We start from the raw sequence: 15,628 nt of genomic DNA on the forward strand, positions 1-15,628 counted from the left end.
AAGCCGCCGCGCCCGGCGGGTGCGGGCGCGGCGGCGGATGACGGATGGTGGTAAGGCTTACTGCAGCCCGAAGTCGACGCGGGTCGTCGCGCCCTTGTCCGAGATGCCCTTCGCGTCGAGCTTCGGCGCGACGACGAACATGCGGCTCGAGTCGATCTTGCCGTCGAGATACTGACGCACGGCCTGCGCGCGCTGCTGCGCGAGCGCCCGCAGTGCGTTGTCGTCGGCCGGTGCGTGATCGGCGAGCGCCTGCTTCATGTCCGCGTCGGGCAGCGTCTTCTGCAGGCCCACCAGATTGCGCGGCTTCTTGAAGTCGGCGGCCTTGTACGCGCGCGTCAGGTACTTCGAGTATTCGGCCTTGTCGACCTTCACCGACATCGGATCGACGCTCTCGCCCTGGCCGATCACGTCCTTCAGCTTCTGCTGGCGCACGAGCCGCTCGACGTACGCGTCGCGCAGCCCCGGCGTGTCCTGCGCCGGATCGACGCGGCCGATCAGGTCGAGACGGATCGACGGCTTCTCGGTCAGCATCTTCACGACGGTGTCGAGCTTCTTCTGCTGCGCGTCGGTCAACTGGTACGAGCCCGGCGCGAACTCGACATAGCCGAGATCCTCGCCGCCGCCGCCGCCGAACGCATTCGCGAGCAGCGTGAACGGCGACGTGACGGCCTTCGCGATCAGGTTCAGCACCGCGTGCCAGATCAGGCCGCCGACACTGAATTCCGGATTCGACAGCGAGCCCGACACCGGCAGGTTCACGTCGATCTGGCCGCGCGTGTTCTTCAAGAGCGAGATCGCGAGCTTCACCGGCAGCTTCGTCGCCGTGTCGTTCTCGACGTGATCGCCGAACGTGAGCTGGTCGATGAAGATGTGGTTGTTCGCCGACAGCTGGTCGTTCGCGAGCTGATAGTGCAGGTCGACGTTGAGCTTGCCCTTCGTGATCGGATAGCCCGCGTACTTCGCCGAATACGGCGTCAGGTTGGTCAGCTCGATGTCGTGCGCGGTCGCCGTGAGGTCGAGCGCCGGCTTCTCGATCAGCGGGTTCACCGTGCCCTTGATCGAGATCGGCCCGTTGCCCGCGAGGTTCGCGGCGACGTCGACCGGCGCGGACGTCGTCGAATCGGTGCCGAACGCGCCGACCGTGCCCTTGATCGCGACGAGGTTCGCCGTGTAGTTCGGCTTGATGAAGTTGTCCGTGTACGTGACGCGTCCGTTCTGCAGCAGCAGTTCGCCGAAGTGCATCCGCACCGGGTTCTGCGGCTGCGGCGCGGCCTTCACGACCACCGTCGCCGACGCGGCGGCCGGCACGGACGCCTGCTGCGCGGCCGCGGCCGAGGCGGCCTGCGCGGCGGCCGGCGGCGTCACGCCCGGCGACAGCGGCACCGGCTCGCCCTTGCTCGCGTCTCGCGTGAGCGACTGCGCGGGGCCCGTCTCCTTCGCGACCACGTCCTTCAGGTTCAGCCGGCCCTGCGCGTCGAGCAGCACGCGGCCGTAGAAGTTCGAGAACGTCACGCGCGCGGCGTCGACGTCGGTGCCCTTCTCGTCGTAGCTCGCCTTCAGGTTCGACAGCGCGAGCGAGCGCCAGCCGGCGAACGGGTCGGACGTCGCCTTGTCGAGCATCCGCACGTCGACCAGCGCGACGTCGCCGCGATAGACCGCCCGCGGCGTGTCCTTCACCTGCGCGAACGTCAGGCTGCCCTGCGCGTTGAGCAGCGCGCTCGCGATCGTCGCGTTCAGCGCGCTGCCGAAGTACGGCTCGAACGCGGCCGCGTCGAGACGGTTGCCGTTGATCTTCAGGCCGAGCTTCAGCGGCTGCGCGGTCACGTCGCCCGTCACGTTCAGCGAACCCTTGCGATTCAGCGTCGCCTTCAGCTGCACGGGCAGCGGCTTCGTCAGGTCGTCGCTCACCTTCTGCACCGACAGCTCCAGCGGCTTGATCGCCAGCTTCACCGGGCGCGGCGTCGACATGTCGGTGAAGTTCGCGGACGCGTCCTTCACGTTCAGCGCGTCGATCCGGTAGTGCCACGACGGCGCGGCGGCCTGCGCCTTGCGCGCGACCGTGCGCGGCGGCACCGCCGCCTGCGCGGGTTCGCCCAGCGCCGCGAGGTCGATCTTGCCGTCCTTCAGGCGCTTCACGTCGAGCGCGAGGCCAGTCGCGTCGACGCTCGCGATTTCCGCGGTGCGCGCGGCGACGTCGACCTTCGCGATCTTCGCGTTCGCGTCGGGCAGCACGATCGCGGGCGCCTTGCTGTCCGGCGCGGCGAGCTTCAGCGATTTCAGGCTGACCGTGCTGTCCGCGACTTCCGCGGCGAGCGGTGTCTTGCCCCAGTCGGTCTTCGCGTTGACGGTCGCGCCGAGCGTGCCGTCGAGCACGCGCGCGCGCGTCGCCTCGCCGAGGTACGGCTGCAGCGCCGGCAGCGCGAGCGCGGCGACCGTCAGCTTCGTGTCGGCCTGCTTCGCCGCGAGATTGAACGTCCCTTCGGCGTTCACGTCGCCGCCGCGCGACAGCGACGTCGACAACGTGTATTTCGCCGGCGTCTTGCCCTGCAGCGTGAAGCCGTCGAGCGTCGCGGCGAGCTTCGTCAGCGACAGCGCGGTCGGCGTCGCCGGCACGCGGTCGTCGACGTTGATCGTGCCGCCGTCGATCGCGACGTGACGGATCGTCAGGTCGAGCGGCGGCGCTTCCTTCGCGGCGGCGCCTTCGGCCTTCGCGCCGCTGGCTGCGGCGACGGTCGCGCCGGAAGCCCCGGAAGCCGCGGACGCCCCGGCAACGGCAACGGCGACGGCCGACGCGGCCGGCTTGCCGGCTTCGGCCTTCGGCACGGCGGCCGGTTGCGCGACGAGCTTCTCGACGTTCAGCACGCCCTGCTTGTCGCGCGACAGGTCGACCACCGGCTGGTCGAGCCGGATCTCGTCGAAATGCATCGCGTTGCGCAGCGGTTCCAGTCCGGTCGCCGCGACGTGCACGCCGCGCGCGGCGAACAGCGGCGCCGACGCGCGGTCGGTCACCTTCGCGTCGTTCAGGTCGACTGTGCCCGACACGCGCAACGCGGGCGTCTCGCCGCTCATCACGAAATTGACCGTGAGGTTGCTGCTCAGCAGGCCGCTCGTCACGGCCACCGGCAGCTTCGCCGGCACGTACGAGATCAGCTTCGGCACGTCGAGGCGGTCGAACTTCAGCGCGATCTCCGATTCGCGCGACTGCGCGAACGGCTTGGTCTTGCCGTCGATCGAGATCGGGCTGCCGTCGAAGCGCGCGCGCAGCTTCGGCTCGACGAAGATGTCGGTCTTCGAGGCCAGCGTCGCGATGTACGGAATGCCGAGCGTCCAGTTGTCGACCACGTGCTTTTCGTTCAGCAGGCGATCGTCGAAATCGATCCGGCCGTCGTTGACCTGGATGTTCGACACCGAGAACTGCGTCGGCTTGCTGTCGGGTGTCGGCGACGGCGACGAGAACTTCTCGATCAGGTCGGTGAAGTTGAAGCGCTGCGCGTCGTAGCGGACGACGTGAAAGCGCGGCGAGTCGAGCCGGATTTCGTTGACGATCGGCGCGCCGCGAAACAGCGACGACCACGACGGCCTCACGACGAGCTTGCCGATGTCGATGAAGTCGCCCTGGCCGCCGCGCTCGCCGAGATGAATGCCGTCGGCTTCGAGATTCAGCGTGTACGGGTTCAGCGCGATGCGCTGGATCGTGGCCGGCCGGTCCAGCTGCTTGCTCAACTGCTGTTCGGCGACATGGCGGATCAGCGGCGGCGCCGCGAAGAAGCCGAGCAGTCCGAACAAAACGACGAAGATCAGCAGGCCGATGCCGATACGCCGGGTCCGGCGCGAGCGTGCTACGCCACCGAGGGCATGGAGGGTCGAGGGTAGGGTTTCTTTGTCTGCGCTTGCCATGCTTGAATGCCTCGGGAATGGATGCCGGGCCGCACCGGACAAACCGGGCGGCCGCGCACGCTATCCCGAAAGTATAGGCTCAGGAGGTGACGGTACGGCGGTCGGGCGCCGCCGACGCGCCCGCCGGTCGGACAACGGCGGCGGTCAACCGTTCATTTCCGGACGACGACGGGCGGCATCCACGACCCGTCGCTTGCCTGCGGCTTCGGTGCGTACAGCCGCAACGCAAGCGCGAAATCGGTACGCGGCGCGGGCAGCCAGTTGGCCGCATGCGTGCCGCCCGGCGACGCCGATACGACGATGTCGACCGAGCCGTCGCGGTTGCGGCGCAGTCGATCGCGATCGCCGAGCGAGCGCCGCGCCGACCCGACGTCCGGCAGCGCGCCGTTGGTGGTGTACGGCGTGAGCGTCCAGAACGCGCGCACCGGCGGCAGCGCGCCCGGCGCGAAATGCAGCACGTAGCGGTTCGCGCCGTTCAGCGCGTGACCGTCGCTGTCGACGCGGGTGACCGCGAGCGTCTCGTCGTCGCGCGTTGCGGTGCCGAACTGCGTATAGGCGGCGTACGCGCGCAGCGCGTAGTCCTGGCCGTACTTGCCGGCCGTATCGCCGATCCAGGTCCAGCCGTTCGCGCTCAGCAGGTTCGACGGCGGCGTCGCGAGCCGCGCGCGCGCCTCGGCCACGCCGGCCGTGGCGGCCGTGAGACGGTCGCCCGTCCACAGCACCGGATAGCCGGCCGTCACGCCGATGTCGCCGAGCGATTCCTGTGCGTGCGCGTCGTCGACCGGCGGCGGATTGTCCTGCAGCGCCCGTGCGAAACGCGTGAAGAACGCCTTCGGGTCGAGCGCGGCCACCTGCTCGGCCGGCGTGCCGCCGCCTACCGCTTCGGACGGCGCGCTGCCCGCGTGGACCGCGACCGACGCGCCGCGCTCGGCGCCCGTGTAGACCGACAGCGGCACCACGCGGATCGCGCGCTGCAGTTTCTTCACGTTCGTCAGGTCGCGCCCGCCGCTCGTCTGCAGCCGCACTTCGAGCCACGCATTGGCGGACGGCACGTCGACCCGCACCACGCCCTTCGGCAGCGTGCCCTGCCACTCCTTCGCGGCGAAGGCAATCGTTTGCGATCGCCCGGCGCCACGCGCGCCGCGCGCCGCGACGCTCGACGACGACCACAGCACGTTCGTCCACATGTCGAGTGCACGCGCGTCCCAGTAGCGGCCGCGCGTGTCGGGCAGCGTGACGATCACGGGTTCGGCGGCGACGTCGAGCCAGCCGGTCGAGTCGAGCGTGTCGACGCCCGGCAGCGGCGGATTGACCGCGCCGACGGGCGGCAGCGCCTGCGCATGGCGCAGCGTGTTGAGCGGCGCCTGCCCCGGTTGCGCGCCGTCGCCGCCCGTCGCCGCTTCCTTCGCGACGTCCATCAGCACGAGCGGATACGCATAGATATAGGAGTCGGCGACTTCCGCGCGCATCCAGCCGGTTTTCCGCTGGATCGCATCCGGTTGCGACGCGCATCCTGCAAGCAACGCCGCAATGGCCAGCGACGCGCACGCGCGTCGCAGAGAAACTGATTCTCGCTGGTTTTCAATCATCGATTACTGGCCGAATATCGTTCTTTTCAGTCAACGCCTTGTTCGTCTCGCGAACGGCGAAGCAAGGCACCCCAGCGTGCCCGAATGACCGTTCATGACGTTTCGTAACGGTGGGCGCTGATGTCAGGCCGGTATCATAGCGCCTAAGGGCATCCCCCAATATGCCGAATAACGGGTAAAACGCTAGCCGAACCGTCAAAAAATCTGAAAGAGTTCACGGGATTCACCAAGAATCTGGAACGATGCGCCGCTCCGGAATAGCGATCGGACAAGCACCGGTGGCGAGGAGGGATTAATGGTGTCATTATTGACACCATTAGTGATGGCCGGTGGAATGATCGGGGAAAGTAAAGGCTTGTCAGGTGCGGCAGGGTCCCGACGCGCTCGACCGACCGAAGGAACAAAAATCATGACCCAAGACCACTTTACGTACCGCGTAACGTGGTCCCCGGAGGACGGGGAGCACGTCGGCCTCTGCGCGGAGTTCCCGTCTCTTTCGTGGCTCGATGCAACGCCCGAGGGCGCACTGGCCGGCATTCGCCGGCTCGTCGCCGATGTCGTGGGCGAAATGACGGCGAACGGCGAGAAGGTACCCGAACCGATCGCCGACCGAACCTACAGCGGCGAATTCAAGGTCCGCATCCCGCCGCAGGCGCACCGTGCGCTGGTCATCCAGGCCGCCGAGCAGGGCGTCAGTCTCAATCGCCTCGCGAGCGCGAAGCTCTGCGCCTGAGCGCGCACGCGCCCGTTCTGGCGCCATCGCCTGCCTGTCCGTTCGGAAGCCGGGCAATCGCTTTTCCCGTGTTGTGACACCCTGTGCATTGGCATGCGTCGCATCGTCGCCGACGCTTGACCTTACCATCATGGGAATGTTGATACTGGAACCATTCGCGGTACGAACCGCGCTTTTGGGGAATCCGACATGACTGAACCACTCGCGTCCGCGGCGCTGCAAACGATCGAACTGGGCGTCGACGGCATGCATTGCGGCGGCTGCTCGGGCCGCGTGCAGCGGGCGCTGGCCGCCGTGCCGGGCGTCGTCGATGCGGCGGTCGATCTCGATGCGCATGCGGCGACGGTCACGGCGCAGGAAACCGTCACGGCGGGCCAGCTCGTCGACGCCGTCCGGGAGGCCGGCTATCGCGCGGCGGTGCGCGAGGCGCCGGTCGAAGCCGGCGCGGCCACGCATTCGGCGCACGCGTTGCGCGACGAAACGCCGTCCGTGGCCTCCGCGCTTCCTCCTGCCGCCGCGACGATCGAACTCGATATCGACGGAATGACCTGCGCGTCGTGCGTGTCACGCGTCGAAAAAGCGCTGGCGAAGGTGCCGGGCGTCACGCGCGCATCGGTCAACCTCGCCACCGAGCGCGCGACGGTCGATGCGTCGGCCGGCGTTTCGGCCGGCCAGTTGGCGGACGCCGTGAAACAGGCCGGTTATGGTGCGACGCCGACGGCGTCGGAGATCGTCGTCCCGGCCGCCGCCACTGCATTGCCCGCCGCGCCCGCGCGCGCAAGCATCGAACTCGACATCGACGGAATGACCTGCGCGTCCTGCGTGTCGCGCGTCGAGAAAGCGCTCGCGAAGGTGCCGGGCGTCACGCGCGCATCGGTCAACCTCGCGACCGAACGCGCGACCGTCGACGCGTCGAACGCCGTATCTGCTGCACAGCTTGTCGACGCGGTGAAACAAGCCGGCTACGGCGCGACACCAGCCGCCGTCGCGGCTGCGCCCGCCACTTCCGCTGCCACGCCCGCTTCCACCGACGTCGAACTCGACATCGGCGGCATGACCTGCGCGTCCTGCGCCGGCCGCGTCGAGAAGGCGCTGGCCGCCGTGCCGGGCGTCGCACGCGCGACGGTCAACCTCGCGACCGAACGCGCGTCGGTGCACGGCGCCGGCGCGCTCGACGCCGCCACGCTGATCGCGGCGGTCACCACAGCCGGCTACCAAGCATCGCTTGCCGCCGCATCACCCGCCGGCGCCACGGCCGCCGCCGACTTGCAACCGGCCCGCCCCGCGCAGGACCTCGACGCCCGCAAGCGCCGCGAGGCGATCCGCGAACGCAACCTCGTGATCGGGGCCGCCGTGCTGAGCGCGCCGCTCGTCGCGCCGATGCTCTCCGCGCCGTTCGGCATCGACCTGATGCTGCCCGGCTGGCTCCAGCTCGTGCTCGCGTCGATCGTGCAGTTCGGCTTCGGCGCGCGCTTCTACCGCGCGGCCTGGCATGCGGTGAAGGCGCGCACCGGCAACATGGACCTGCTCGTCGCGCTCGGCACGTCGGCCGCGTACGGGCTGAGCCTGTGGATGCTGCTGCGCGATCCCGCGCATCCCGGCCATCTGTATTTCGAGGCGTCGGCCGTCATCGTCACGCTCGTGCGCTTCGGCAAGTGGCTCGAATCGCGCGCGAAGCGCCAGACCACCGAAGCGATCCGCGCGCTGAACGCGCTGCGCCCCGACCGCGCGCGCGTCGTCGAGCACGGCGTCGAACGCGACGTGCCGCTGTCGCAGGTGCGCGTCGGCACGCACGTTGGCATCCGGCCCGGCGAGCGCGTGCCCGTCGACGGACGGATCGTGTCGGGCCGCTCGCACATCGACGAATCGCTGATCACCGGCGAGAGCCTGCCCGTGCCGAAGGACGACGGCGACGCCGTCACGGCAGGCTCGATCAACGGCGAAGGCGCGCTCGTCGTCGAAACCACCGCGATCGGTGCGGAAACGACGCTCGCACGCATCATCCGCCTCGTCGAATCCGCGCAGGCCGAGAAGGCGCCGATCCAGCGGCTCGTCGATCGCGTCAGCGAGGTGTTCGTGCCGGCGATCCTCGGCATCGCCGTGCTGACGCTGGTCGGCTGGATGATCGCCGGCGCCGGGATGGAAACCGCGATCCTCAACGCGGTCGCGGTGCTCGTGATCGCGTGCCCGTGCGCGCTCGGTCTCGCGACGCCCGCCGCGATCATGGCCGGCACCGGCGTCGCGGCCCGGCACGGCGTGCTGATCAAGGACGCGCAGGCGCTCGAACTCGCGCAGCGTACGACCGTGATCGCATTCGACAAGACCGGCACGCTGACCGAAGGCAAACCGTCCGTGACGGCGTTCGACGCCGTTGGCGTGCCGCGCGCCGAAGCGCTCGCGCTCGCGGCGGCCGTGCAGCGGCAGAGCGACCATCCGCTCGCGCGTGCGGTGGTCGCCGCGCATGACGCGGGCGTGGCCGCACATGGTGGCGCGGCGGAGCCGGTCGTCGCGACGCAGGCGCGTGCGGTGGCGGGGCGCGGCGTCGAAGCGCACGTCCGCGGGCAGCGGCTCGCGCTGGGCAGCACGCGCTGGCGCGACGAACTCGGCATCGCGGTGCCGCCGGCGCTCGACGCCCGCGCGGCGGAACTCGAGCGCGCCGGCAACACGATCTCGTGGCTGATGCGTGCCGATGCGCCGCGCGCGGTGCTCGCGCTGATCGCCTTCGGCGACACCGTGAAGCCAGGCGCCCGCGACGCGATCGCGGCGCTGTCGGCGCGCGGCGTCGCGAGCGCGCTCGTGACGGGCGACAACCGCGGCAGCGCGGCGGCCGTCGCGGCGACGCTCGGCATCGGCGAAGTGCACGCGCAGGTGCTGCCCGACGACAAGGCGCGCGTCGTCGCCGAACTGAAGCGCACGCACGGCGGAATCGTCGCGATGGTCGGCGACGGGATCAACGATGCGCCCGCGCTCGCCGCGGCGGACGTCGGCATCGCGATGGCGACCGGCACCGACGTCGCGATGCACACGGCCGGCATCACGCTGATGCGCGGCGACCCGGCGCTCGTCGCCGACGCGATCGACATCTCCAAACGCACGTACCGCAAGATCCAGCAGAACCTGTTCTGGGCGTTCGTCTACAACCTGGTCGGCGTGCCGCTCGCGGCGCTCGGCTTGCTGAATCCGGTGATCGCGGGCGCGGCGATGGCGTTTTCCAGCGTCAGCGTCGTGACCAACGCGTTGCTGCTGCGGAGATGGAAAGGCCGCGCGCGTTGATGCGGAGGGCGGTGAATGGCGAATGGCCGGACGGGCCGTTCGGCGTTCGACCAACAGGAAGGATCGGAACGCATGCCGGCGTTGGCCCGCTACACGGCGTGCCGAACCGGCAGCATGTGACAACGCCTCGCCGGCTGGCGGATTCAGTCCGACACGACCGGCTTGATCAATGTCGTGGTGATCGGCGCGAAGCCGCACGCGCGATACAGCGCACGCGCCGCCGCGTTGTGATTGAACACCGACAGCCCGATCTCGGTGACGCCGTACCGGCGCGCCTCGGCGTCGAGCGCATCGAGCGCACGTGTGGCCCAGCCCTGGCGGCGCCGTGACGGGACGATGTCGAGGTCGTAGATGAACAGCGTGCGGTTCGGCCCTTCAGGGACGATCGCGTACCAGAGGTCGCCCACCGTGTCGCCGCTGGCGCCGTCGATGAGCGTGACGAGGGTCTGGCCGGCGGTCAGCAGGCCGTCCGGCAGCAGCGTGTCGAAACAGGCGCGCGCACGATCGGCCGCGTCTTCGACAGCATTTTGCCCGGAGGAAACGAGGTCGCGCGCGTAGCCGTCGATGGCTCGCGTGCGGTACGCGTGGAATTCGCCGGCCGTCATCGGCCGCATCTGCAGCATGGCCCGGTCGCCGTGAACGGAATCGGACTTCCAGTGTAGCGGCACAGTCGCACCGGCGCGCGATGCGGCGGCGGAAAACGGGCGGCAGGTGCGGCGGACGCCGCGCCGAATCAGCGAATCAGCGAATCAGCGAATCAGCGAATCAGCGAATCAGCGAATCAGCGAATCAGCGAATCAGCGAATCAGCGACGGTACAGGACGATCGGCACGAGGTGCGCACGGCGCACGCGCTCGGCTTCCGCATGACGCGCAGCGTACGAGTAGTCGGCGTCGAGCGGCAGGTGCGGGGAGACGAAGAGGTCGTCGATTTTTTGCAGCAGGGCGAAGATGAAGCTCATGTGAGACTCCTGACAGACGTGGCTAGGGTTTTCCCTTAGATGACCTTCATTCTAAGGGTTTTCCCTGAACTCCGCCAGCGAGCTGCATCGGTTTGCCGCACGTGCGCAACAGCTGATCGCCGGCGCGGAACGGCGATCCTTGCTCCGTCGGGCTTCCAGGATGGGGTCGAAACGATTAGCGCGCGCGGTGAGTCCGCTTCCCGACGGCCGCCTCGCGGTTCGCGTTGCGCTGAAGCCGGTCGACTTGCGACAGAAGCGCTTCGTGGTGCTCCTCGAGCGTCATCAGCGTGGCCTGCTGCGTCGACAGATCGGCCGCGAGGCGATCGATCCGTTGCTGCTTGGTGGCGACGTCCTGCTTCAGGCCCGCGATCTGGCGCGTTTGCAGCACCAGCGCGACGAGCCCCGCCAGCACGACGACCGCCAGCGCGAGCAACAGGCGGTTGACGCGACGCATTTCGCGATCGGCCGAGCGCGTCAGGCCGTCCACGTCGGTCTGCAGCGTGGCGATCCGGTCGGTCAGCGGGCGCAGGTGCGTGTCCGGATCGAAGGCGGGCGCGGCCGGTTGCGTACGCTCCGACGATGGCTTGGTCACGAACGACGCGGCGGATGCCACCGGCTGCGCGACCGGCGGCGGCGAAGCGTCGGGCTGCCGAGTCGTGTCGCGGGGCTTCGCGGAATGCGGGGCGATCGCCGGTTCGGACGATCGTGCCGGCTGTGCCGGCGTCTGCGGTTCGACCGGTGCAGCGATGACCGGCGGCGGGTTCAAGTCAGCCGCTTCCCGCTTCGAATCGATGCTCGTCGAAACCGGTGCGGCTTGCGCCGCCGTCGCTTCGCTTGCGCCGGCAGCCGCCCGGCGCTTGCCGCCAGACGACGAGCGACGCTCCTTCACCGCATCCCCCGACGATTTCCCTTCGCGGGATTTGACGGCTGCCGCCTCGACGACAGGCTTCGCGACTTCGCTCTCTGCCGCTCGCGATTCCGCCGCCGGCACCGCAGCGCCATCGGCGGCTTGCAGCGTCGCCACCGCGTTCGCGGCGCCGTCGACCACGGACACGTCGCGCTGCGTTGCGACGCCATCGCCCGCAGGCAAACGGGCTGCCTTCGTTGCAAGACCCTCTGCCGATGCGCCGTCGACGTTCGCGGCCACGTCGCGTTCAGGCGTCGAAACAACCTTAGCCGCTACATCCGTCGGCGCCGCGCCTTCAGGTTCCGCATGCGTTGCCACAGCCGCATCCACATCCGCGGGCGGGGTGAACCCGTCCAGCGTGGCCTGTCGCCCGTCGTCGACACCGGCCGCCGCATCGGCTTCCACGCTCGCTTCGTCGCGCGCCGCAACCGGCATGCGCTCGCCCGGCTCCAGCACCGGATCGCCGAACAGGTCGAGCGTCCGTTCGTCGCGCGGCGCGTCGCCGGCCGGTGCGCTGCCGGATCGTGCCGTCGCCCTGGCGGACGTGCTGCCGGCGGCAGCGGCCGAGCGCTGGCGCGAACGGGCCGACGAACGGGTGGAACGGGAGCGGGAGCGCGGCGCGGAAACGGATTCGGTCATGGAAATCGGATAGCGGGGCCCGCAGACGCGAACCCGGATGTCGAACGGAATCGGTGATCGGCCATTGTCGCATGCCCCGCAACCGATTCACGCTATTCGTCGCCTCCCAGCCCGTTCCCGCCGTCGAAACGCGTGACGCCCGGCAGCGCGCGCAGCTTGGCGCAGATCGCCTTGTATTCGAGTTCCGACACGCGCGCCAGCGCGATGCGCACCTCGTCCTGCTCGCCCGTGTCGTCGGCACGCTGCACGATGAACTGCTTCACGCGCGCACTGTCGGGGCCGAGCGCCGCGTGCAGCGAATCGAACGTCAGCGTGCCGCTCGCCACCGTGAACGCGAGCTGACGCCGCTGGCGCACCGTGAAATAGCGCCGCTCCAGCGGCTTGATGCCGGCCAGGATGATCAGGATGATGATCGTGGCCGAAATCGACGCGACATAGAGCCCGCCGCCCACCGCGAGGCCGATCGCGGCGACCGACCACAGGCTCGCGGCCGTCGTCAGCCCGCGCACGATCTCGCCGCGCAGCAGGATCGACCCCGCGCCGAGGAAGCCGATGCCCGACACGACCTGCGCGGCGATCCGCGACGGATCGAGCACGACGTGGTCGCTGGTGCCGAGCACGTCGGCGAAACCGAACGCCGACACGATCATGATCAGCGTCGAGCCGACGCACACCAGCATGTGCGTGCGCAGGCCGGCCGCCCACGACAGGCGCTCGCGCTCGAAGCCGATGACGCTGCCGAGCGCCGCCGCGAGAACGAGCCGCATCACGAGTTCCAGGTTGCTGAGCATCCGATTTATCTCCTTTTTTGGTGCCGGCCGCGCGGAATGTTTTATCCTTGGCCCCGGCCGCGCCGATTCTCCGGGCCGCGCCGACACGTTTCGATCCAAGCGCTCAACCCCGCCATGCCCGTTTCCGACTCCGCTTCCGCCCAGGCCGCCCAGTTGCGCCACCATTTCGCGCACGTCGTCTTGCCGATCTGGCGGGGTTCAGGGTTCGACCCAGCATTGCAGCTGCCGTTCGAGGCCGTCGATCCGGCCACCCATGCGCCGCTGCCCGTGACCCGTTATCGCGCAATGGCGTGCGCCCGGCAACTGTTCGTGTTCGCGCAGGCCGGCGACACCGCGCATGCGGCCACGCTGTTCGACGCGCTGTGCCGGCACTTTCGCGACGCGCGCCACGGCGGCTGGATCTACAGCGTCGACGCGCAGGGCGCGCCGCTCGATACGACCAAGGATCTCTATACGCACGCGTTCATCGTGTTCGCGTGCGCCGCCTGGCATGCGGCGTCGGGCGACGCCGCCGCGCGCACGGTGGCCGAAACCACCGCCGCGCTGATCCAGGACCGCTTCGCGCCGCGCCACGGCGACGCGTTGCTCGATGCCGCGCGCCACGCCGATTTCTCGTCATCCGGCAGCGGCGCGCTGCAGAATCCGCTGATGCATCTGACCGAAGCGTGGCTCGCGGCCGCCGATGCGTTCGGCGACCCGGCGTTCGACGATGCGCTCGCGCACACCGCGCAGGCCGTCGAGCGCACGTTCGTCGACGCGGCGACCGGCTGCGTGGCCGAGTTGCCGCTCGGAGCGGCCGACAACCGTTTCGAGCCCGGCCATCAGTTCGAATGGTTCTATCTGGTCGATGCGGCCGGTGCGCGGCTCGCGCAGACCGGGCTCCCCGCCGCGCTGTCGCGCGCGTTCGCGTTCGCCGAACAATACGGCGTCGATCCGCAGACGGGCGGCGTGTGCGCGGCGCTCGACGCGCAAGGCGCGTGCATCGACGGCACGCAGCGGATCTGGGCGCAGACCGAATACCTGCGCGCGCTCGCGACGCACGGCGGCACGCCGGCCTCCGCGCCGCTCGCACGCCAGATCGAGCGGTTCGCCGCGCGCTTCCTGCATCCGCGCGGCTGGTTCGAGTGCAAGACGGCCGACGGGCAGGTGTCGCGCGCCGACATGCCGTCGACGACGCCCTACCACCTCGCGACCGCCTACGCGGCGCTGCCGGCCGGTTCGTAACCCGTCGCCACGAACGACGGCGCCGCGCGATCGCCGCGCGCGGCGCGTCCGTCGCCCAGTTCGAACACCGACACCGCCTGCATCAGGTGCGCGGTCTGGTCGTTCAGCGACGCGGCCGCCGCCGCGACTTCCTCGACCAGCGCGGCGTTCTGCTGCGTCAGCTGATCCATCTGCGTGACGGCCTGGTTCACCTGCTCGATCCCGACGCTCTGCTCGACCGACGCCGCCGTGATCTCCGACATCGTCTGCACGACGCGCGTGATCGATGCCGACACCGTGCGCATCGCGTCGCCGGCGCGCTCGACGAGCTCCGCGCCGCCGTTGATCTGCGCGACCGAATCCTCGATCAGCGCCTTGATCTCCTTCGCCGACTGCGCGCTGCGCTGCGCGAGCGAACGCACTTCGCCCGCGACCACCGCGAAGCCGCGCCCCTGTTCGCCGGCCCGCGCGGCCTCGACCGCGGCATTCAGCGCGAGGATGTTGGTCTGGAACGCGATGCCGTCGATCACCGAGATGATCTCCGCGATCCGCCCCGAGCTCTGCGCGATGCCGCGCATCCGGTCGATCACGCTGTCGACCACGCCGCCGCCGTGGCTCGTCGCCTCGAGCGCCGCGTCGGCCAGCGCGCTCGCCGCGCGTGCGCTGTCGGTGTTCTGACGGACGGTTGCCGTCAGCTCCTCCATGCTCGCGGCCGTTTCCTCGAGCGACGCGGCCTGCGTGCCGGTGCGTGCCGACAGGTCGGCGTTGCCGCCCGCGATCTCGCCCGCGCCGAGGTGGATCGCGTCGGACGCCTGGCGCACCGTGCGCACGGTGCCCGCGATGCTCGTCTGCATCGTGGCGAGGCCGCGCAGCATCCGGTCGATCTCGAACACGCCGCCCGCCTGCACGGCTTCGTCGAGACGGCCCTGTGCGATCCGCTCGAAATGGCGGCCGGCCTGCTCCAGCGGCGCGACGACCGCGCGCCGCGCGGCCGCGTAGATCGCGACGCTCGCCGCGAGCATCGCCACCAGCAGCACGATGCCGACCGACTTGAACCACAGCATGCCGCCGTCGATGGTGTCGAGCGCCGCGCGGCTCGACGCGCCGCCGTAGTCGGTGAAGCGATGCAGCTCGGCGATGTACGCGTCCTGAAAGCCCTGGGTCGGCTGGTCGAGGAATGCCTGGATGTTGTCGGCGTCGAGGAACTGCACGAGTTCGCCCAGCGCGCCGCGCAGCGCGCGATAACGCTCGGTGAGCGCCGCGACGCGTGTACGGTTGGTATCGTCGACAGGCTGCGCGGCCGTCAGCACCGCGAACGCCTTGTCCGCTTCCGCGAGCGACGCGCCCGCATGGCGGATGATGTCTTCGGGCTTGGGGCCGCCGCGCACCATCCGCGTGCCGGCCCGCGACAGGTTGATGCGCGCGTCGAGCAGTTGCTCGGTCGCGCGGCTGGCCGCGTCGACCTGCGCGATCGCGACGGTCGACAGATCGTCGACGCCGCGGCGCGTCGACGCAAGCGTCCAGAAGCCGAGCGCTTCGATCGCGAACAGGAAGAGGCAGAACACGGTCAACACGCCGAGCAGACCCGACGCGAGCTTGATTTTTCCGAACATGGGGGAATTCCTGAAGAGCGGA

10 protein-coding genes are annotated in these 15,628 nt (G+C 69.7%); 3 read left to right on the top strand and 7 right to left on the bottom strand.

Features of this window, described 5'->3' with window-relative positions; all coding sequences use genetic code 11:
- Positions 1–57: 57 nt before the first annotated feature.
- Both CFB49_RS27720 and CFB49_RS27725 read right to left on the bottom strand, forming a co-directional pair.
- A complete protein-coding gene (locus CFB49_RS27720; RefSeq protein WP_089492925.1) occupies positions 58–3,897 on the bottom strand; it encodes a DUF748 domain-containing protein in 3,840 nt (1,279 codons plus the stop codon).
- A 152-nt stretch (positions 3,898–4,049) separates the two neighbouring features.
- Complete coding sequence (locus CFB49_RS27725; protein WP_089437253.1) at positions 4,050–5,486, bottom strand: DUF1254 domain-containing protein; 1,437 nt, start codon at positions 5,484–5,486, stop codon at positions 4,050–4,052.
- A gap of 409 nt (positions 5,487–5,895) precedes the next feature.
- Between CFB49_RS27725 and CFB49_RS27730 the strand changes: the two genes are divergently transcribed.
- Together CFB49_RS27730 and CFB49_RS27735 are read left to right on the top strand one after the other, a co-directional pair.
- The gene (locus CFB49_RS27730) at positions 5,896–6,219 is read left to right on the top strand and encodes a type II toxin-antitoxin system HicB family antitoxin (protein WP_089437254.1); all 324 of its coding nucleotides are present in this window, start codon (positions 5,896–5,898) and stop codon (positions 6,217–6,219) included.
- A gap of 189 nt (positions 6,220–6,408) precedes the next feature.
- Entirely contained in the window at positions 6,409–9,492 is a 3,084-nt protein-coding gene (locus CFB49_RS27735; RefSeq protein ID WP_089492926.1) for a heavy metal translocating P-type ATPase, read from the top strand.
- A gap of 143 nt (positions 9,493–9,635) precedes the next feature.
- Here CFB49_RS27735 and CFB49_RS27740 read toward each other — a convergent pair whose 3' ends face one another.
- The 4 genes from CFB49_RS27740 to CFB49_RS27750 all read right to left on the bottom strand — a co-directional run bounded on the left by CFB49_RS27740 (position 9,636) and on the right by CFB49_RS27750 (position 12,790).
- Positions 9,636–10,115: a GNAT family N-acetyltransferase gene (locus CFB49_RS27740; RefSeq protein WP_089492927.1), complete on the bottom strand. Its 480-nt coding sequence runs from the start codon at positions 10,113–10,115 to the stop codon at positions 9,636–9,638.
- A gap of 182 nt (positions 10,116–10,297) precedes the next feature.
- Positions 10,298–10,453: a hypothetical protein gene (locus CFB49_RS36495; RefSeq protein ID WP_174385615.1), complete on the bottom strand. Its 156-nt coding sequence runs from the start codon at positions 10,451–10,453 to the stop codon at positions 10,298–10,300.
- 175 nt (positions 10,454–10,628) lie between these two features.
- Positions 10,629–11,999 carry a flagellar hook-length control protein FliK gene (locus tag CFB49_RS27745; protein WP_089492928.1) on the bottom strand — a complete coding sequence of 457 codons (1,371 nt, stop codon included), beginning with the start codon at positions 11,997–11,999 and terminating at the stop codon, positions 10,629–10,631.
- A gap of 92 nt (positions 12,000–12,091) precedes the next feature.
- A complete protein-coding gene (locus CFB49_RS27750) occupies positions 12,092–12,790 on the bottom strand; it encodes an MgtC/SapB family protein (RefSeq protein ID WP_089492929.1) in 699 nt (232 codons plus the stop codon).
- A 114-nt stretch (positions 12,791–12,904) separates the two neighbouring features.
- Between CFB49_RS27750 and CFB49_RS27755 the strand changes: the two genes are divergently transcribed.
- Positions 12,905–14,014: an AGE family epimerase/isomerase gene (locus CFB49_RS27755; RefSeq protein WP_069621639.1), complete on the top strand. Its 1,110-nt coding sequence runs from the start codon at positions 12,905–12,907 to the stop codon at positions 14,012–14,014.
- Here CFB49_RS27755 and CFB49_RS27760 read toward each other — a convergent pair.
- A complete protein-coding gene (locus tag CFB49_RS27760) occupies positions 13,987–15,606 on the bottom strand; it encodes a methyl-accepting chemotaxis protein (protein WP_089492930.1) in 1,620 nt (539 codons plus the stop codon). The genes CFB49_RS27755 and CFB49_RS27760 overlap by 28 nt on opposite strands.
- Positions 15,607–15,628 lie beyond the last annotated feature (22 nt).

The organism is Burkholderia sp. AU17457 (genome assembly GCF_002223255.1).
Lineage (GTDB): Bacteria > Pseudomonadota > Gammaproteobacteria > Burkholderiales > Burkholderiaceae > Burkholderia > Burkholderia sola.